This is a genomic window from Nocardia sp. NPDC057668 (genome assembly GCF_042799795.1).
Classification (GTDB): Bacteria; Actinomycetota; Actinomycetes; order Mycobacteriales; family Mycobacteriaceae; genus Nocardia.
The window spans coordinates 1,437,533-1,455,229 of record NZ_JBHVIC010000001.1; the positions used below are offsets into that span (position 1 = coordinate 1,437,533).

At 69.7% G+C, this 17,697-nt stretch carries 18 protein-coding genes; 10 read left to right on the forward strand and 8 right to left on the reverse strand.

What is annotated here, in order from left to right:
• Positions 1-244 precede the first annotated feature (244 nt).
• A complete protein-coding gene (locus ACFVBH_RS06625; protein ID WP_379000385.1) occupies positions 245-742 on the forward strand; it encodes a GbsR/MarR family transcriptional regulator in 498 nt (165 codons plus the stop codon).
• Here ACFVBH_RS06625 and ACFVBH_RS06630 read toward each other — a convergent pair.
• Complete coding sequence (locus ACFVBH_RS06630) at positions 739-1,401, reverse strand: TetR/AcrR family transcriptional regulator (protein WP_379000387.1); 663 nt, start codon at positions 1,399-1,401, stop codon at positions 739-741. The two genes, ACFVBH_RS06625 and ACFVBH_RS06630, sit on opposite strands and share 4 nt — an antisense overlap.
• Positions 1,402-1,533: 132 nt before the next feature.
• Between ACFVBH_RS06630 and ACFVBH_RS06635 the strand changes: the two genes are divergently transcribed.
• Positions 1,534-2,484 carry an oxygenase MpaB family protein gene (locus tag ACFVBH_RS06635; RefSeq protein WP_379000390.1) on the forward strand — a complete coding sequence of 317 codons (951 nt, stop codon included), beginning with the start codon at positions 1,534-1,536 and terminating at the stop codon, positions 2,482-2,484.
• A 114-nt stretch (positions 2,485-2,598) separates the two neighbouring features.
• Here ACFVBH_RS06635 and ACFVBH_RS06640 read toward each other — a convergent pair whose 3' ends face one another.
• Together ACFVBH_RS06640 and zapE are read right to left on the reverse strand one after the other, a co-directional pair.
• The gene (locus tag ACFVBH_RS06640; protein ID WP_354984189.1) at positions 2,599-3,426 is read right to left on the reverse strand and encodes a tyrosine-protein phosphatase; all 828 of its coding nucleotides are present in this window, start codon (positions 3,424-3,426) and stop codon (positions 2,599-2,601) included.
• 44 nt (positions 3,427-3,470) lie between these two features.
• Positions 3,471-4,496 carry a cell division protein ZapE gene (gene zapE / locus ACFVBH_RS06645; RefSeq protein ID WP_354984190.1) on the reverse strand — a complete coding sequence of 342 codons (1,026 nt, stop codon included), beginning with the start codon at positions 4,494-4,496 and terminating at the stop codon, positions 3,471-3,473.
• A gap of 35 nt (positions 4,497-4,531) precedes the next feature.
• Between zapE and ACFVBH_RS06650 the strand changes: the two genes are divergently transcribed.
• The 4 genes from ACFVBH_RS06650 (at position 4,532) to msrB (ending at position 8,798) form a co-directional block, all read left to right on the forward strand.
• Complete coding sequence (locus tag ACFVBH_RS06650; protein ID WP_379001617.1) at positions 4,532-5,302, forward strand: pyrimidine reductase family protein; 771 nt, start codon at positions 4,532-4,534, stop codon at positions 5,300-5,302.
• Positions 5,303-5,338: 36 nt separating this feature from the next.
• Complete coding sequence (locus tag ACFVBH_RS06655; RefSeq protein ID WP_379000393.1) at positions 5,339-6,901, forward strand: alpha/beta fold hydrolase; 1,563 nt, start codon at positions 5,339-5,341, stop codon at positions 6,899-6,901.
• 113 nt (positions 6,902-7,014) lie between these two features.
• Positions 7,015-8,316 (forward strand): glycosyltransferase family 87 protein, encoded by a 1,302-nt coding sequence (locus tag ACFVBH_RS06660; RefSeq protein WP_354984193.1) that lies wholly within the window; start codon positions 7,015-7,017, stop codon positions 8,314-8,316.
• Positions 8,317-8,354: 38 nt separating this feature from the next.
• The gene (msrB, locus tag ACFVBH_RS06665) at positions 8,355-8,798 is read left to right on the forward strand and encodes a peptide-methionine (R)-S-oxide reductase MsrB (RefSeq protein ID WP_354984194.1); all 444 of its coding nucleotides are present in this window, start codon (positions 8,355-8,357) and stop codon (positions 8,796-8,798) included.
• A gap of 7 nt (positions 8,799-8,805) precedes the next feature.
• Here the strand turns inward: msrB and ACFVBH_RS06670 are convergent, their stop codons facing one another.
• Together ACFVBH_RS06670 and ACFVBH_RS06675 are read right to left on the reverse strand one after the other, a co-directional pair.
• Positions 8,806-9,624: an ABC transporter permease gene (locus ACFVBH_RS06670; RefSeq protein WP_379000396.1), complete on the reverse strand. Its 819-nt coding sequence runs from the start codon at positions 9,622-9,624 to the stop codon at positions 8,806-8,808.
• Positions 9,621-10,583 (reverse strand): ATP-binding cassette domain-containing protein, encoded by a 963-nt coding sequence (locus ACFVBH_RS06675; protein WP_379000398.1) that lies wholly within the window; start codon positions 10,581-10,583, stop codon positions 9,621-9,623. Before ACFVBH_RS06675 ends, ACFVBH_RS06670 begins: the two co-directional genes overlap by 4 nt.
• Positions 10,584-10,684: 101 nt before the next feature.
• On the opposite strand from ACFVBH_RS06675, the gene ACFVBH_RS06680 reads away from it, so the two are divergent.
• The 4 genes from ACFVBH_RS06680 to ACFVBH_RS06695 all read left to right on the forward strand — a co-directional run bounded on the left by ACFVBH_RS06680 (position 10,685) and on the right by ACFVBH_RS06695 (position 13,893).
• Entirely contained in the window at positions 10,685-11,425 is a 741-nt protein-coding gene (locus ACFVBH_RS06680; RefSeq protein WP_379000401.1) for a TetR/AcrR family transcriptional regulator, read from the forward strand.
• A 57-nt stretch (positions 11,426-11,482) separates the two neighbouring features.
• Complete coding sequence (locus ACFVBH_RS06685; RefSeq protein ID WP_379000404.1) at positions 11,483-11,929, forward strand: hypothetical protein; 447 nt, start codon at positions 11,483-11,485, stop codon at positions 11,927-11,929.
• 226 nt (positions 11,930-12,155) lie between these two features.
• Positions 12,156-12,887 carry a DsbA family protein gene (locus ACFVBH_RS06690; RefSeq protein ID WP_379000407.1) on the forward strand — a complete coding sequence of 244 codons (732 nt, stop codon included), beginning with the start codon at positions 12,156-12,158 and terminating at the stop codon, positions 12,885-12,887.
• 82 nt (positions 12,888-12,969) lie between these two features.
• Entirely contained in the window at positions 12,970-13,893 is a 924-nt protein-coding gene (locus ACFVBH_RS06695; protein WP_354984237.1) for a cytochrome c oxidase assembly protein, read from the forward strand.
• On the opposite strand, the gene ACFVBH_RS06700 is transcribed toward ACFVBH_RS06695, so the two are convergent.
• From ACFVBH_RS06700 to ACFVBH_RS06710, 3 genes are all read right to left on the reverse strand, one after another.
• A complete protein-coding gene (locus ACFVBH_RS06700; protein ID WP_379000410.1) occupies positions 13,890-14,909 on the reverse strand; it encodes an SGNH/GDSL hydrolase family protein in 1,020 nt (339 codons plus the stop codon). The genes ACFVBH_RS06695 and ACFVBH_RS06700 overlap by 4 nt on opposite strands.
• Before the next feature lie 92 nt (positions 14,910-15,001).
• Positions 15,002-16,543 carry a glycosyltransferase family 39 protein gene (locus ACFVBH_RS06705; RefSeq protein ID WP_354984201.1) on the reverse strand — a complete coding sequence of 514 codons (1,542 nt, stop codon included), beginning with the start codon at positions 16,541-16,543 and terminating at the stop codon, positions 15,002-15,004.
• A gap of 54 nt (positions 16,544-16,597) precedes the next feature.
• A complete protein-coding gene (locus tag ACFVBH_RS06710) occupies positions 16,598-17,584 on the reverse strand; it encodes an SGNH/GDSL hydrolase family protein (protein WP_354984202.1) in 987 nt (328 codons plus the stop codon).
• Positions 17,585-17,697 lie beyond the last annotated feature (113 nt).

Below are 17,697 nucleotides of genomic sequence, written 5' to 3' on the forward strand. Positions count from 1 at the left end.
CGAGCGGCAAAGGCACGGGGTGAACAAACGCGGCGGAGCAAAGCTCAACGCGGCGTGGCGATTACAGCGAAATGAAGAACAAATGCATGAGGTGTACGAAGCTAGCGAAGTCGCGTCCGGGTCGTCAACCCCTTTTTCGAACGCGCTCGGCAACCCCCGAGTTGACATGTTTTGCCTGTTCAGTCGAGACTGAACAGGTCGTGTCTCCGACACAGCCCGGTTCGGCGGAAGGAAGGCTCCACCCATGACCAGCGCAGCCTCGGAACCGCACGAGGGTCCCGCTCCCACCGACGCGCAGCTGGCCTTCGTCGAGGATTTCGCGCTCGTGCTCGAGCGCATGGGGCTGGTGCGCATGGCCGGGCGGGCGGCGGGATGGCTACTGGTCTGCAATCCGCCCGAGCAGACGTTCAATCAGATCACCGACGCGCTGCGGGCGTCCAAGGGCTCGATCTCCAGCGCGCTCAAGACCCTCACCACCATGGGCTGGGTCGACAAGGCCACCAAACCGGGTAATCGGCGCGACTACTACACGATTCGGCCGGCCATCCTGCCCGAGCTCACCCGCCAGCAGACCGGCATGTACGCCGGGCTCACCGCCATGACCCAGCGCGGACTCGAGCTGTTCGACGATCCGCGCGGCGAGCAGGCGGCCCGGGTCCGGGACATGCACGAGTTCTTCGTGTGGATGGCCCGGGAGATGCCCGCCCTGCTCGACCGCTGGGACAGCGAGCACCGCCCCTAGCCCGCCGCGGGCGGCCCACCACCGCCGAGCAGGTGCACGATCGAACTCACGTACGCCTCCAGGCGCTCGCGCGGGTAGCCCTCGGGATCACTGATCGCCAGACCGCCCAGCATTTCCGCCACGGCGAGCAGGGAGTTGGCCAGCAGGGCGGAATCCATTGCCGCCCAGCGCTGATCGAGTGCCGCCCCCATGCGGATGAGCGCCTCGGCCTGATCGAAGATGCCGGTGCGCGAACTGCGCAGGGCCGCGTGATACTCCTGCGGCGCGGCGCCGGGGCCGGCCAGGATCAGTCGCCAGCGGGTCGGATTCTCCAGCACCACACCGACGAACGCCGCGACCGTGCGCGAGGCGACCCGCACCGGATCCGCGCCCAGCAGATCGGTGGGCAGCGTGTCGACCACCTGATCCAGGCCGCGCTCGAGTTCGCGTTCCACCAGCGCCTCGACCAACTCGGCGCGCGTCTTGAACACGGTGTACAGCACCGGTTTTCCGACGCCGGCCTCCTGCGCGACCGCTTCCATGCTGAGTTCGTGCAACCCCGCGCGGCTCAGCACCGCGAAGGCCGCGTCGAGCAGTTGCGCACGCCGCTCGTGCGGCGGCAGCCGCGGGGCGTAACGACGCCGCGGCCGTTCCGCCGTGTGTGAATCGGTCACCCTCATCCCGCTTTCGACTGGTCGATTGACGGTAATCCTACGCGACCGTTGTATTCCCGCGAACCAATTGCTACGGTGGCGTTGTATTCGCTTCGGATGAGCAGCCCGTCCGGCGAGCAGCCCCACAAGGAGTCAACGATGAGCTTCGACCCGACCACACTGCGCCGGGACGACTACGGGTTCTTCGGACCCGATTCGCCCAGCTGGAAGGTCTGGACCGCACCGACCGCGGTCATCGGCTTCCAGCGCGCGGTCGTCCTCGAGCACTTCGACCCGTTCCTGACCGCGTCGGTCGCCGACTCGCAGGGGATCTACAGCGATCCGCGCGGCCGGCTGGACCGCACCTTCTCCTACTTCCTGCTCGCCGCCATCGCCGACGGGCGCACCGCCATCCAGGCCTCGGAACACCTCATGCAGGTCCACGCGCCCATGACCGGCATCGAGCCGATCAGCGGCAAGCGCTACGCGGCGAACAGCCCGGAGACCCAACTGTGGATCCACCTCACCGGCTGGCATTCGGTGCTCAAGGCGTACGAGGTGTACGGGCCCGGCAAGCTGAGCCCCGCGGACGAAGCCCGGTTCTGGCAGGAATGCGCGATCGCCGCCGAACTCCAGACCTGCAAGCCCGAAGACGTGCCGCGCACCCGCGAGGGCATCCGCGAGTACTTCGAACAGGTCAAGCCGCGACTGTGCACCTCGGTGCGCGCCGAGGAGGGCATGCACCATCTGCTGCGCACCTCGCCCCGCAACGGCGCGGGCCTGGGCTACTACCTGGGCAGCCGGCTGCTGTCGCTGCCCACCGCGGCGCTGACCCCGATGTGGATGCGAAAGCTGGGGCGCTACAACGTGCCTCGCATCGTCGATCCGCTGATCAAGCTGCCGGTCAAGCTCATCGTGTGGCTCTTCACGCTGTTCGGCTCGTTCGGCCTGATCAAGGCCGCGCCGTTCGTGGCGCCGATGGCGGGGCAGATCCTGAAGCAGCACCTGTCCAAGGACCTGCCCGCGACGCTCGAGACCATCACTCCCGCCCGGGCGCGAGAGTTGTACAGCCTGCGCGGAACGCGCACCCCGATCGCCGAGGCGAGTTAGCACGACCACAGAAACACAACCGCCACAGCGAGTCTCGGCAACAACGAGGCCCGGCCGGAATCCGGCCGGGCCTCGTCAGTCGTCCACCGATAACTGCCGAATCGAAAACGGCTGTCAGGACAGCATTTTCGCCTTCAGCGCGGCGACGTCGGCATCGGTGAGCCCGAGCCCGTCGCGCACGTAGTTGTCGAAGCTGCCGTAGCTCTGGTTCGCCTGATCGAAGGCGGCGTCCAGTGCGGACTGCACGACGCCGTTCATCGCGTCGTCGGCCTGGGCGTTGCGGAAGTAGTTCGAGAGCAGGTAGTCGTAGTTCACCGTGGCCCGGTCCACGCCCAGAATGCTCAGCAGCACAGCCGAAGTCCAGCCCGTGCGGTCCTTGCCCGCGGTGCAGTGGAACAGCACCGCGCCGTCGTTGTGCGCGATGTCGCGCAGCACGTCCGCGAACGCCTGGTTCGCGCCCGGGGCGGTGATGAAGGCGCGATACAGATCGGTGCCCGCGGTCAGGGTGGAGGCCATGACCTCCGGCGGCGCCTGGCCGATCACGTCGTTGTGGTACGCGGTCGCGCCGGCCGGAATCCGGTCCGCGCCCATGAGCTGCTGTTCGATGCCGGTGCGCAGATCATGCACCGACTTCACCGCGCGACCGGACAGATCGGCCAGATCGATGTCGGTGGCCTTGCTCAGCTCGCCCGTGCGATAGACCAGACCCGTGCGCACGGTGCGGCCGTCGATGGTGCGGTAGCCGCCGGCGTCACGCGCGTTCACCACCCCCTGCAGATGCAGCGAGCGGGCCGCGGGGTCCACCAGGACGGCGTTCGTCGAGGCCGGCGGGTTCACCGTGGCCACGGCGGGCGGTTGAGCCAGGGCCACGGTGGGCAGCGCGCCCAGCGACAGCGCCGAGGCCAGCACCAGGGAGGCGCCGAGCTTGCGGGATCGGATCATTCAACTTCCCTTTCTCGATCTCCCGGCTCGTGGCCGGGCGGGCGTCAGGACGCGGCCGCCTGCACCTCGAACCGGGACAGCGCCAGCAGGCGCGAGATGGCACGCAGGTACTTCTTGCGGTAGCCGCCGTCCAGCATTTCGGCGGAGAAGATCTGGTCCAGCTTGGCGCCGGACACGGTGACGGGGGTGCCCGCGTCGTAGAGGCGGTCGGCCAGCACCACCACGCGCAGCGCCACGGCCTGATCGGTCACCGTGTGCACGCCGTCGATGTACACCGCGGTCACGTCGTGGATGAGCGCGTTGTACCGCGAGGGATGCAGGGTGGCCAGGTGCTTGAGCAGCGCGTCGAAATCGTCGAGCGTGGAACCCGGTGTGGCGGCGGCCTTCTCGGCCAGCACCGCGGACGCGGTCGGCTCCGGGGCGGGCGGCAGATCGCGATGCCGGTAGTCCGGGCCGTCGACGCGGATGGGCTCGAACAGCGAACCCAGCTTCTTGATCTCGCGCATGAAGTCCGAGGCCGCGAACCGGCCCTCGCCCAGCTGACCGGGCAGGGTGTTGGAGGTGGCCACGATCGACACCCCGCGCGCGGTCAGCTCCGAGAGCAACCGCGAGACCAGCATGGTGTCGCCCGGATCATCGAGTTCGAACTCGTCGATGCACAGCACGCTGTTGGCGGCCAGCCGATCGACGGTGTTGTTGAAGCCCAGCGCGCCGACCAGATTGGTGACCTCGCCGAAGGTGCCGAAGCTCTTGGGGCCCGGCACGCTGTGGAAGATCGAGGCCAGCAGGTGGGTCTTGCCCACGCCGAAGCCGCCGTCCAGATACAGGCCGATGCCCGAGACCGGCTTCTTCTTGCCGAAGAGCGGCTTCTTGGCCGCGGCCTTGTGCAGCTTGGTGACCGCGTTCGCGAATTGCTCCGCCTTCTGCACGGCCGCGGCCTGCGAGGGCTCCTTCGGATCCGGGATGTAGGAGGCGAAACTGACCTCATCGAACGTGGGCGGGGGAACCATCTGGGCCACCAGCTGGTCAGCCGGAACCTCCGGGTGGCGATCGACGAGGCGTTGTTGCACCCGGACAGCGTACGGACGTGGTGAGATCGGTCCTCATGCAGCGTATGCCCAATGCGATCCAGCTCACAGATCTCACCCACGACGACCTCGTGCGCCTGTACGCGTACCCCGTCGGGCCGCAGGCGCCCTACGTGCGCGTCAACTTCGTCACCAGCATCGACGGCGCGGTGTCGCTGGAGGGTCGCTCGGGTGGCCTGGGCACGCCGGCGGACCGGCAGGTGTTCCGCGTCCTGCGCGATCTGGCCGACGTGGTGGTCGTGGGCGCGGGCACCGCGCGCGCGGAGAATTACGGGGCGGCGCATACGGATTCGCACCTGCGCACCCGGCTGTACCACCACGGGATGGGCGGGGACGCCGACGGCGCGGCCCCGCGCATCGCGGTGGTGACCGCGCGCGCCGCGCTGGACCCGCACAGCCGGCTGTTCACCGACACCGGGGCGCGGCCCCTGATCATCACCACCGCCGCCGCGCCCGCCGACCGCACACGCGAACTAGCCGAGGCGGGCGGGGAGATCGTGGTGGCGGGCGAGTCGGCCGTGAGCGCGGCCGGGCTGCTCGCGGCCCTCGAAACCCTGGGCCTGCGCCGGATCCTGTGCGAGGGCGGGCCCGCGCTGTTCGGGGATCTGATCACCGCCCGGGCCGTCGACGAGCTGTGCCTGACCGTGTCTCCCCTGCTGGTCGCCGGGAACGAGCGGCGAATCGCCGTGTCCCCCAACGCCATGCCCACGCCCATGACCTGCCGCCAGCTGATCTTCGCCGAGGACGGCACGATTCTCACCCAATGGACGCGCGCACACACCCTCTAGCTGAAACCGGGCGCCGGACCTGGCAGGCTGTACCGCATGCGCTGGACTCGGGCCGCTCTGGTGGCGTCCACACTCTCCCTGCTGGTGACCACCGCCTGTGGCGCCGGTCCGTCGAATCGGCCGGATGTCGCCGTGGAACGGCCGCATCAGGCCGGGGTCGCGGAAACCACCGCGCCCGGCGAACCCGCGCCGCCCGCGCCCGAGGTGCCCAAAGCCGAACTGTCCTGGCACGACTGCACGGTGCCGAGCTTCAACCTGCTGTCGCTCGGCACGCCGCCCGCGGGGCTCGTGCTCGAATGCGCCGAGTACACCACCCAGGTCGACGCCGCCGGGTCGGTGTCGGGCAATTTCCGGACCGCGGCCATGCGCGCTCGCTATGACCGCACCCCGGCGGACGCGGCGCCGCTCGTGCTGACCTCGGGGTCGGATCGCGCCTCGACCGCCACCCTGGCCGCGCTCGCCGCCGGGCCCGCGGGCCCGCTGCTGGCCACCCGGCCGATCGTCGCGGTGGATCGGCGCGGCATCGGCAGTTCACAGCCGGTCAACTGCCTCACCCCCGAGCTGCGCAAACAGATCGCCGAGCAGGCCCAATTCACGCGCGGTGCAACCGATCCGGTGGACGCGGTCGCCGAGGCCAGCCAGGACGCCACCATCGAGTGCCTGGACTTCCTGTCCCCCGCCCAGGGCACCTTCGACGCCGGGCACGCCGCCGACGACATCGATCAGCTGCGCCGGACCTGGCAGGTCGATCAGATCGCGCTGCTGGGCACCGGGCAGGGCGCGGCCGTGGCACTGAGCTACGCGCGCAAATACGGCGAGCATCTGGGCCGGCTGGTGCTGGATTCACCGCAGGCGGTCGGACTGGACGCGGTGGGCCGCACCGAACAGCGGGTCAAGGGGGCCGAGGCCGCGCTGACCGCGTACGCACAACGCTGCGCCGCGCTGAAGTGCGCGCTCGGCGCCGATCCGCGCGCGGCCATCGCCGACCTCGTGAACCGGGCCGGCAACGGCGCGTTCGGCGACCTGGCCGTCTCGAGCCTGGTCACCACGCTCAACGGGTTCCTGGGCGATCCGCGCACCCAGCAGAACGCGCAGATCACCGAATTCGCCGACGCCCTGGCCGCACTCGGGCGCAACGACCGCGGGCCGATCACCCCGTTCGTGCAGCGCGAGACCGCGGCCATCGCCAACGACGGCGAATACGTGAACCGGTGCAGCGACAACGCGCAGCCCGCCACCCCGGGCCGCGCCAAGGAAATGCTGACCACCTGGGGATCGAGCTATCCGGTGTTCGGCAAGGTCGCGGCCATCGATCTGATGTCGTGCTCGGCGTGGCCCGCGGCCGCGCCCATGGGCCTGCCGGAGAAGTTCGGGCGACCGGTGCTCGTGCTCGGCGGCAACGCCGACCCGGTGGCCGGAACCGACGGCCGCCCGTCGGTCACCGGCGTGCTCGGCGCGGCCGGCGCGCGCACGGCGACCGTGGTGTGGCAGGGCTGGGGACATCCGACCTTCGCGCATTCGGGCTGCGCACAGCAGACGGTGGCCGATTATCTGAAGGACGCGACGCTGCCCGCAGACGGGACCGCCTGCCCGGCGTGATGTAGGTCGCAAAGCCGCAACCGGGCTACGACCGGCGGGTCCGGTGTGCGCCACGGCATGGTTTCGGCGGGTCCGCGCACCCGTGACCGTGCCTTTCGGTGTACCGTGCCCGAGTGTTCCTTCGCCAGCTCGAGCCCCGAACCGCGCGTACCACCGCCGAGGTATTGAACTTCGCCCTGTGGCCGTTAGCGGTCCTGACCGTGCTGAACCGCGTGATCATCAAGGCCGTCAACGGGTACATCACCGATGACTACCGGCCGGTCTACCAGGCATCGCTGGCGTTTCTGAACCATCGGCCCATCTACGGCGCCAATTTCGACTCCGTCGATCCGCACTATCTCTATCCACCCAGTGGGACGCTGATCATCGCGCCGCTGGCCCTGATCGATCCGGAGAAGTCGCGCTGGGCCTTCATCGGGCTCAACGCCGCGGCGATCATATTGGCCGGCTATCTGCTGCTGCGCATGTTCGACTTCACGCTGAACTCGGTGGCCGCGCCCGCACTGCTGCTGGCCATGTTCTCCTCCGAAACCGTCACCAACACACTGATCTTCACCAATATCAACGGCTGCCTGCTGCTGGCGATGATGGTGTTCCTGCGGTTCATGCTGGCGCGCCGGGATCTATGGGCCGGTGTGGCAATGGGTTTGGCGATCTCGGTGAAGGGCCCGCTGCTCGCGCCGCTGCTGTTGATAGCGCTGGCCCGCGGGCAGTGGAAGATCTTCATCACGGCCCTGGGCGTTCCGGTCGTGCTGAACCTGGCGGCCTGGCCGCTCATCGTGGACTACACCCAGTTCTGGAAGCACACGCTGCCGTACCTGAGCGAATCGCGGGACTACTTCAACAGCGCGATCGTCGGCAACGCCGGATACTACGGCGTCGCGGACTGGCTGACCTGGGTCATCCGGATCACCATGGGTGTGCTGGTGCTGATTTCGCTGTGGCTGCTGTACCGGTACTACCGCGACGACGAGGTCTTCTTCGTCTGCACCGCCTCGGGTCTGCTGATCGCGGGCACGCTGCTGCTGGGCTCGCTCGGGCAGATGTACTACTCGATGTTCCTGTTCCCCATGATCATGACCGTGGTGCTGAAGAACTCGACGCTGCGCAACTGGCCGGCGTGGGTGGCGATCTTCGGATTCCTGTCCTACGACAAGTGGCTCTCGGACCGCTGGCAGAGCGCCGGGCGCACCATGGAGTACCTGCGCACCACCTTCGGCTGGGGACTGCTGCTCATCGTGGTGTTCTGCGTGCTGGGCGAGCGGTACCTGTCGGCGCGCCGCGAAGGCCGCCTGCGCGACGGGCAGACCCTGGATCCTGCGTGGATGCATCCCGAACCGGAACCCGAGCCGCGGCCCGAGCCGGTGCGCGCCGACCAGCCCCGCCCGGCTGTTCCCGAACCCGTCACCACCTGATTCGGGCACGCGCCCGCGCGAAGTATTAGCGTGTAACCATGAGTTCCGACGCTGATACTTCGCTACCGGCACCGCGCATCCAGCTGACCCCGCAGGAATGGCGAGCCAAGCTGAGCCCGGACGAGTACCGCGTACTGCGGGAAGCGGGCACCGAGCGCGCGTTCACCGGGGAATACACCGACACCGAGACCGAGGGCGTCTACGCCTGCCGCGCGTGCGGAGCCGAATTGTTCCGCAGCAGCGAGAAGTTCCATTCGCACTGCGGCTGGCCCTCGTTCTTCGATCCCGCCAAGTCCGAGGCGGTCATCCTCAAGGCCGACGACACCCTCGGCATGCGCCGGGTCGAGGTGCTGTGCGCCAATTGCCACAGCCACCTCGGCCACGTCTTCGAAGGCGAAGGCTACGACACGCCCACGGACAAGCGGTACTGCATCAACTCGATCTCGCTGCGCCTGGAGCCGGGGGCCGGTTCCGCCGGCTGACACGCACTCAGCGGCTCAGGGCCTGGAACCTGCGGACCGCGAGCGGCAGGAAGATCGCGGTCAGGACCGCGGGCCACACGACCGCCATCAGCAGAGCGTGCTGTTCGACCCACGTGTCACCGCTGCCGACCGGGGAGCCGAACAGCTCCCGGGTGGCGGCGGAGGTCGAGGAGATCGGGTTCCAGGCCGCGATGGCGCCGAGCCAGCTCGGCATCAGTTGCGGGGCAACGAAAATGCTCGAGATCATGGTGAGCGGGAAGGCGACGGCGAACAGCCCGCCCGCCGCCTCCGGGTTCGGCACCATGAGCCCGAGCCAGACCCCGAGCCAGATCAGCGCGAACCGCAACCAGAGCAGCAGCGCGAAAGCGACCAGGCCGCCCAGGATTCCGCCCTCGGGCCGCCAGCCGATGACCATCGCGGTGAGCATCAGGATGAGAAGTTCCGCGCAGGCCAGGATCAGGTCCGTGATCCCGCGCCCGGCCACCACGGCCGAGGACGCCATGGGCATGGACCGGAAGCGGTCGATCACGCCGTTCGTGGCGTCATGGACCACGACCGTCGCGGTGTTGATGAAGCCGAAGGCCATGGTCATCACGAACATGCCGGGCATGAGGAAGCTGCGGTAGTCGCCACCGCCCGGCACGCTCATGGCGCTGCCGAACACGTAGCCGTACAGCAGCACCGACAGGATCGGGAAGCCGAGCTGCCAGGCGATGTTGATCGGCTGGCGCTGATAGTGGGTCAGCCCGCGCCGCACCACGTTCCAGCTGTCGGCCACCGCCCAGTAGGCCCGGGAGCGGGCGGGGATCGAATCGAGTGTGCTCATCGTGCGGCCTCCGTCTCGACGCCGGTGCGGTGCCCGGTCAGGTGCAGGAACACGTCGTCCAGGCTGGGACGGCGCACGCCGATGTCATCGACGGGTACGGCTTCGTCCTCGAGTGTCCGGGCGGCCGCGGTGAGGGCGGCGACGCGATCGGTGACGCGCGCCCGCACCACGTGAGCGGCCTCGTCGATCTCGGGCTCGCCCGCGCTCACGCGGTCGAGAACCTTGGCGATCAGGCGCAGATCGGCGGTGTGCGAGACCACCTCGAGCAGATCGCTGCCGACGCTGCTCTTGAGCCGGTCCGCGGTGTCGTCGGCGATGGCGCGGCCCCGATCGATGACGGTGATGTGCGAGGCCAGGCGGTCGGCCTCCTCCAGGTACTGCGTGGTCAGCAGCACGGTGGTGCCGTCTGCGACCAAGGCGCGCACCGATTCCCACACCTCGCCGCGGCTGCGTGGATCGAGTCCGGTGGTGGGCTCGTCGAGGAAGAGCACCTCCGGCGCGAGGATCATGGACGCGGCCAGGTCGAGCCGGCGGCGCATGCCGCCGCTGTACTCGCCCACGCCCTTGTCCGCGGCGTCGGTCAGGTCGAAGCGCTCGAGTAGTTCACCCGCCCTGGTCTTGGCGAGCCGGCCGCCCAAATGGAAGAGCCTGCCGAACATTTCGAGGTTCTGCCGGCCGGTCAGCACCTCGTCCACGGCCGCGTACTGGCCGGTGAGACCGATGCGCGCCCGCAGTTCTCGTGGCTCGGTCGCCACGTCCAGTCCCGCCACGGTGGCGCGGCCGCCGTCGAGCCGCACCAGGGTGGACAGGATGCGCACGGCGGTGGTCTTGCCCGCGCCGTTCGGCCCGAGCAACCCGTGCACCGTGCCGCGGCGCACGGTCAGATCGAATCCGTCCAGGGCTCGCTTGTCCCCGTATCGCTTCTCGAGCCCTTCGGCTCGAATGGCGTGGTCGTTCACTTCTTCTCCCCTTGGACCTGTGCGTCCTGAAACTGAGTACGTTGTACCCGAATTAGAGTACAACGTACCCAGTTCGGTGCCAAGCGGCTAAGCTGAGCTCCATGACGACCGAGGCCAGCGGTAGCGGCGACCTGAGCCGCACCCTCGACCTGCTCTGGAATTCCGCGCCCAGGCCCAGCCGCGGGCCCAAACCCGGTCTGACGCTGGACCAGATCGTCGAGGCCGCGATAGCCGTCGCCGATGCCGAAGGGCTGGAAGCGGTCACGATGCGGCGGGTGGCGACCGAACTCGGCAGGGGCGCGATGTCGCTGTACCGCTACGTGCCGGGCAAGGCCGAGCTGCTGGATCTCATGCTCGACCGGGTCCAGCGCCCCTACGATCCCGAGTTCCTCGGCGAGGGGTGGCGGGCGGCGCTCGAGGCGCTGGCGCACGGCACCCTCGCGCTGTACCGCGATCACCCGTGGCTCATCCAGGTCAATCAAACGCGACCGGTGCTGGGCCCCAGCGCAATCGAGAGCCTCGAACGCGTGGTCACCCGGCTGACGCCGATGGGTCTGCCCGACCCGGAACTGATCTCGGCGATCATCATGATCGACAACTATGTGATCGGCGCGGCCCGCGGCCAGATGTATCAGCGGGACGCCGAACGCAAGACCAGCATGACCGACGACGAGTTCTGGACCGCGCAGGTCCCCTACATCGAACGAGCCATGGCGACCGGGAACTATCCCACGATGGCGGGACTGTCCGAGGACGCCTTCGGCGCCTTCGATCATTTCACCTTCGGCCTGCGCCGCATCCTGGACGGATTGCAGGCGTACGTGGACGAGCGCGCCCGGTAGCCGGCGGGGCGGCGCACCCCGGGCAACGGCCGCGAGCGCACCCATTACCCTGGGGCCGTGCGCAGCGGCGGAGATCGCGGGGTGAGCGCGCGAGCCGGGCTCGTGCGCGTGCTCGCCGTGCTCGCGGTACTCATCGGGCTCGCGCTGCTGCAGAGTTCCCCGTGCCTGGATCAGGCGGGGACCGCGAACGCGGCGCTGCACTCGGGCATGCACGGCGCCTCGGGGGCGGATACCGATGCGGGGTTGCCGCCGAGCGGAGCCGACCTCCTCGCCGTCGGCGGCGGTGCGCTCGATGTTGATTGGCCCGCAGCGGATTTCGATGTGCCGGTCGATGTGGCCGCCCTCTGTGTAGCGGTGCTGATCGCCGCGTTGCTGCTGATCGCCGGGACGTACGGGCCGGTCGTGTTCCGGCCCGCCCACTCACGCGCCGCGCCGGACATCCCGGCCGGGCGGCGACCGCGCCGGGCGTACAGCCTGGCCATGCTCTGCGTGCTGCGGACGTAGAGACCACGGGGCCTTTCGCACGACCCCGAGGGTGAGCCGACGCCGGGGCGCGCGAATTCGGCGTGCCCCCACACGAATCCGGTGAACCGCGGTGTGCCGCGCGCCGGCGACGGCCATCGGTCGCCGCGCCGTATCCGCGCATGCCCCGGAACCGTTCGGTCACCGGCGCTTCCCGCGCCCTCCCCCACACTTCTCCGCCACGCGGAGCTCCGCAGTAGGGACACCCATGTCACGCATCTTCCGTGCCGCCGGGCGCGAAAACACCGCTCCCCGAACCGAGACGGGCGCTCGGCGCACCAGGAATCCGATGATCGCGGCGGTGATCGTCGCCCTGCTCTGCGCGGCGACCGTGGTCGTCATCTCGATCAACTATGAGCGCAAGGCGGCCGTCCCCGCCGCCGCACCCGTGCCCGCGGCCGACGTGCCGGGACTGCTGGTGCGCGAGAACAGTCATCGGCTCGGCACCGCGGCACCCGACGCGGTGACGCTGGTCGAATTCCTCGACTTCGAATGCGAGGCGTGCGCGGCCGCCTTCCCGCTCGTGGAGGATCTGCGCACCAAGTACGCGGGACGGGTGAACTTCGTCGTGCGCTACTTCCCGATTCCCTCGCACTTCAACGCCGAGCGGGCCGCCCGGGCGGTGGAGGCCGCGGCCGCGCAGGGCGCGTTCGAGGGCATGTACAAAGCCATGTACCGCAATCAGGCGCGCTGGGGTGAGCAGCGGGTCGCCAAGGACGCCGAATTCCGTGTGTTCGCACAGGAACTCGGTTTGGACATCGCACGCTGGGAGGCCGACTACAACGATCCCGCGACGCTGGACCGCGTGCGGCAGGACTTCGAGGACGGCCGCGCCCTCGGTGTGCGCGGCACGCCGACCTTCTTCCTCGACGGGGTCCAGCTGCGCCCGAGTTCCGCCGACGAATTCATCGGGGCCATCGATGCCGCACTCGCCGAGTAGCGCGGAGACCTCGGCCGTGAGCGGCCTGCGCCATCTCGGCGGCCTCATCGAATTGCCCACCGCTCCCCCGTCATTCGGGGCGATGCTGGCGTGGGACCCGCAACCGCTGCCGGTGCTCCCGGTGCTCGCCGGAGTCACGGCGGTGATGTACGTGGCCGGGGTGATCCGGCTACGACGAACGACCGGGCGAGGGTGGCCGTGGTGGCGGACCGCGTGTTTCCTCGGCGGCTGCCTGGTGCTGGCGATGGTCACCGGCCTGGGGATCGAGGGCTACGGGTACAAGGTGTTCAGCGCCTTCATGTTCGCGCACCTGACGCTGTCCATGGTGGTGCCGCCGCTGCTGGTCTGGGGGTCGCCCGGGGTGCTGCTGCTGCGGGCCGCCCCGCGGCGGGGCGCGGGCCGGATCGCGGTCGCGCTGGCGCTCAACGGATTACGCAGCCGGGCCGCACGGGTGCTGCTGCATCCGGGGGTCACCATCACGGTGTTCCTGATCAGCTACTACGGCGTCTATCTGACCGATGTGCTCGACGTGCTCGGGACATCGTTCGGCGGGCATCTGCTGCTGCAGGTGTTCTTCCTGGCGAGCGGCATCCTGTTCGTCGTGCCGGTGCTGTCGACCGGGCCGCTGCCGGTGCGGCAGACGAACCTCGGCCGGTTCTTCGATCTGTTCGTGGAGATGCCGCTGCACGTGTTCATCGGCGTCATCCTCATGATGGCCCCGGCGCCGATGATCGGGTTGTTCACCGACCCGCCCGCGGCCTGGAACCTGGACGTGCTCGCCGATCAGAAGTTCGCGGGCGGGCTCGCCTGGTCGTACGGCGAACCCGTCGCGCTGATCGTGGTGATCGTGTTCGCCATCCGCTGGCGGCGCGACGAAACGCGCGAGAACGCGATCGCCGAGAAGTACGCCGACCGCCATGGTGACGACGAACTGCGCGCGTACAACGCCTATCTCGATCAGCTGCGCCGCGGTGTGCGGCCCCCGGCCCGGCCGGGCGGCCGCTAGCCGACGCCGGCGAACGCCGCGGCCGCCACCGCGGCGTCCCCGCGCGGGGACGGGTGGAACGGCAGGCCGACCAGGTTCACCTTCGGGTCCAGCACGCCCAGCAGCCACGGGTCGGCCGAGCACAGCCCGTGGCCGGCGGTGGCCGCGCGGGCGTCGACGAAGTCGATCGAGAGCAGCCGGGCCGCTTCGCGTTCGGCGGCGTCGAGGCGGTTCCAGAACTCGTCGATCGCCCCGGCGCGCGGCTGCACGTAGCGGGCGACGCCGGCCACGTCCAGGCACCAGGTGGTCGAATCGGCCGGGGCCAGTTCGGGATAGCCGACGAGCTGGATCCGGGCGTTGGGCGCGAAGTACTTCACGTAGTCCACGACCTTGCGTACGCGCTCGGCGTACGCCTGGCCGGTGATGGCGTCGAGGCGGGGCCAGCGGTCCTGGGCCGCCGCGGTGTCGACGTCGCAGCCCTGCTCCATGTTGAAGGCGCACATCAGCTGGGTCGGCGCGTCGGCGGCGGTGGCCGAATCGCGCGGCCACGCGTCGTTGGCGCCGAGTTGCAGGGCGACCAGCTTGGTGCGCGGGCCGAACGCGCCGTTGGCCGCGGCCTTGATGGCCAGCTGCGACAGGGTGTAGCCGTCGCGGCCCGGTAGCTCCTCGCCGGTGGAGGTGACCGGTCCGGTATCGATGGACGCGTTGGTGCAGGTGGCGTTTTCGAAGTCCGGGGTTCCGGCGACGCCCATGAGCACGCTCAACTGCACGGGCCAGGAGGTGTCGCGCTGCGAGCAGCCGTAGGCCGAGGCGTTCTTGTCGCCTTCACATTTGACCAGCACCCCGTCGCAGGCGGGGTTGGCGGCGAACGAATCGCCCAGCACGACCAGCGTGCGCCCCTCCTCGGCGGCCGGGTCGGCCTGGGCCGAGCCGGGAGCGCCCACCGCGCCCATCGAGACCGTCGCGGCGAGCAGGGCGACGGCGACGGCCGGTCCGAGCCGGCGCGGGCGAACGCCCCGGGTCCTGAGACTGATCAATGCAATTCCCTCGATTACCAGGCCCGCCCGCGTACACCCCCCGGGGCGTGGCGAAGAGGCGACAGCGATGAATGTCGCACCGGCACCGGTGTTTACGGTGTCGGTGGAGCAACCATATAGGTCAGCGTGGGCCAGGCCTCGGACATGGGTACCCGTGGGCCGCGGCAGATCCAGATGGCCATGCCGAAATTCTGCCCGCCGATGCCGAGCGGATCGTGCACCCGGCGTGCCAGTGTCGTGTCGGTGAAGGCGGCCAGGAATTCGCGTTGCTCGCGCCCGGTCTCGTGGCCGACGTACACGAACGTGCCGGTCGTGTCCGGTGGCGGGCCGAATCCGGCGAACCCGCGGTGCGGGCTGTACACCGGTGGGAGCCAACCGGATTGCCCGTAGTGGTCCAGGGCCCCGGCCTGACCGTAGGACGAGGCGACGATCGCGGCATTCGCGCGGTCGGCGGCGGGCAGGTTCGCGGTCACCTCGTGCACCGCGTCGGCCAGGTCGGACCAGTAGTCGTTGCCGTAGTGCTGCAGCGCGCCCAGCGGCGGCCGCGGCGGTTGGACGATCCAGCTGCGCGGGAAGGGCAGCAGCGCCACGAACGCGGTCAGCGCCGCGGCCAGGGCGGTGAGGGTCACGAATGTACGACGCCACGCCACGCGCGTGGCCGGGACGCCGAGCAGTCCGGACAGGGTGGCCGCGCCGGCGCCGAACAGCGCGGGCAGCAGTCCGGCGACGTAGTAGGACCGGCCGTGGGCGGCGACCACCAGGACGAGCATGAGCGCGATGGCGATGAGCAGGAACCGGTACGGGCGCAGCCTCGGCTCCCGGGCCAGGCCGTACAGGCCGAGCAGGCCCAGCCCGCCGCCGAGGAATCCCGTGGTCACCATGATGGCGACGACCGTCGCGACGGCCGCGCTGTTCTCCTGCGCGATGGCCTCGTTGGTGGCCAGCTGCGGCCAGTCGTGGGTGGCCTGCCAGAGCAGGGCGGGCGTCATGGACGCGGCGCCGATGATCAGGCCCAGCCACAGGGCCGGCCTGCCCAGGATCTCGCGCGGTCCCGCGACCAGGACGCCCGCGCCGACGCAGGCGGCCAGCAGCAGCACGAGCCATTTGTCCTGGACGTCGATCGCCGCGGCCACCCCGGCGGCGACGAGCAGCCGGTCGCGGCGCACCCGCACCCAGCGGATCAGCAGCCACAGGATCAGCGCCTGCAGTGCGATGTCGAACGAGACGCTGGTCAGCACCGTGAAGGCGAAGACCAATGGGGACGCGGCGAATCCCGCGGCGGCGAGCATCTGCAGCCGGGCCCGAGCGCCGAGTTCACAGGCCACCGCGCCCGCGAGCGCCGAGGCGACCACGAGCATCAACAGGCCCGGGACCCGCAGCGCGAATTCCGAACCGGGCGCGATCAGATCGCACAGCCTCGCGATCAGCGGGACCAGTGGGCCGTTGTCGGCGTAGCTGACCGCGAGCCGCCGCCCGCACGCGAGGTAGTACAGCTCGTCGCCCGCGTACTGGAAGCGAGCCGCGGAGACCGACCAGATCAGTGTGAGCACGCCGGACACCAGCAGCACCCCGCGCCAGGCGAAGCGTGGCGGCGCGACGGCGGGCGCCGGGGCGGCGGTCTGGGTCAGGGTCATCGAATCTCCGAAAGAGCTCCCGGCGGCACACGACCGCCGGGCGAGTGCGAACCGTCAGCGGGTCCGCGTGATCTGGCTGTGGACCGTGGCGGCCACGGCGGCGTCCCCGGGCGGGGTGGGATGGAAGGGCAACCCGGACAGGGTGTTCCGCGGATCGAGGTAGTCGGTGTACCAGGGATCGGCCGAGCACAGGCCGTGGCCCGCGGTCGCCTCGAGCACGTCCACGAAACCGATCTGGAGCAGGGCGGCCGCGTCGCGCTGGGCGCTCTGCAGCCGGTTCCAGAACTCGACCATCGCGCGCGCCTGCGGCTGGACCCAGCGCACGATGCCGAGGGCGTCGAAGCACCAGGCCGTGTCGTTCGGCGCGAGCACCTCGGGGTAGCCGACCAGCATGACCTGGGCGTTGGGGGCGTAGTACTTGACGAAGTCGACGACCTTGCGCACGCGATCGGCGTACGCGGCGCCGTTGACCGAGTCCGGGTCCGGCCAGCGGCCCTCGGCGACGGCGTTCTCGTCGCAGCCCTGCACGACGTTGAAGACGCAGGTGAACACCAGGTTCGCGGCGGGCGCGAGGGTGGCGTCGCGGGGCCAGGAGTCGTTGAAGCCCATCTGGATGGCGACCACCGCGGTGTTCGACCCGAACGCGCCGTTCTGCGCGGCGTTCAGGGTCTGCTGCGCCAGGGTGTAACCGTCCCGGCCGCGGACCTCTTCGCCGTTCGCGGTGGTCGGGCCGGTGTCGATGGTCGAGCCCGAGCACGAATTGTTCGTGACGTCGCCCGGTTCGAGCCGCATGCGGGCGGCCAGTTCGAGCGGCCAGGAGGTCGGGCCGCGCAGGCAGGAGGCCAGCCCGGTCTTCGCCGGATCGACGCACTTCACGATCACCGCGTCGCACGCCGGGTTGGCGGCGTACGAGTCGCCGAGTACCACCAGCGTGTGTCCCGCGGGAGCGGGATCCGCCCGCACGACTCCCGCATTCGGCACCGTGGCCGCGAGCAGGGCCACCGTGGCACACAACAGCCACCGTCCACCGACGCCGAACATCCGATTTACCTCTCACCAACGCAACTTGCCGCACGCACACTAGCGCGTCCGGGAACACCACTTCGAACTTTGAAATTAATTCACTTCACCCAAGAATTGGGGGCTACCTGTTC

What these genes read in the sequence shown, in the direction of transcription:
- ACFVBH_RS06710 (WP_354984202.1), bottom strand. Translation starts at nt 17,584, where the DNA reads ATGTTCGGCGTCGGTGGACGGTGGCTGTTGTGTGCCACGGTGGCCCTG.
- ACFVBH_RS06640 (WP_354984189.1), bottom strand. Translation starts at nt 3,426, where the DNA reads ATGATCCGATCCCGCAAGCTCGGCGCCTCCCTGGTGCTGGCCTCGGCG.
- msrB (WP_354984194.1), top strand. Translation starts at nt 8,355, where the DNA reads ATGAGTTCCGACGCTGATACTTCGCTACCGGCACCGCGCATCCAGCTG.
- ACFVBH_RS06630 (WP_379000387.1), bottom strand. Translation starts at nt 1,401, where the DNA reads ATGAGGGTGACCGATTCACACACGGCGGAACGGCCGCGGCGTCGTTAC.
- ACFVBH_RS06655 (WP_379000393.1), top strand. Translation starts at nt 5,339, where the DNA reads ATGCGCTGGACTCGGGCCGCTCTGGTGGCGTCCACACTCTCCCTGCTG.
- ACFVBH_RS06635 (WP_379000390.1), top strand. Translation starts at nt 1,534, where the DNA reads ATGAGCTTCGACCCGACCACACTGCGCCGGGACGACTACGGGTTCTTC.
- ACFVBH_RS06705 (WP_354984201.1), bottom strand. Translation starts at nt 16,543, where the DNA reads ATGACCCTGACCCAGACCGCCGCCCCGGCGCCCGCCGTCGCGCCGCCA.
- ACFVBH_RS06625 (WP_379000385.1), top strand. Translation starts at nt 245, where the DNA reads ATGACCAGCGCAGCCTCGGAACCGCACGAGGGTCCCGCTCCCACCGAC.
- ACFVBH_RS06650 (WP_379001617.1), top strand. Translation starts at nt 4,532, where the DNA reads ATGCAGCGTATGCCCAATGCGATCCAGCTCACAGATCTCACCCACGAC.
- ACFVBH_RS06690 (WP_379000407.1), top strand. Translation starts at nt 12,156, where the DNA reads ATGTCACGCATCTTCCGTGCCGCCGGGCGCGAAAACACCGCTCCCCGA.
- ACFVBH_RS06680 (WP_379000401.1), top strand. Translation starts at nt 10,685, where the DNA reads ATGACGACCGAGGCCAGCGGTAGCGGCGACCTGAGCCGCACCCTCGAC.
- ACFVBH_RS06670 (WP_379000396.1), bottom strand. Translation starts at nt 9,624, where the DNA reads ATGAGCACACTCGATTCGATCCCCGCCCGCTCCCGGGCCTACTGGGCG.
- ACFVBH_RS06695 (WP_354984237.1), top strand. Translation starts at nt 12,970, where the DNA reads ATGCTGGCGTGGGACCCGCAACCGCTGCCGGTGCTCCCGGTGCTCGCC.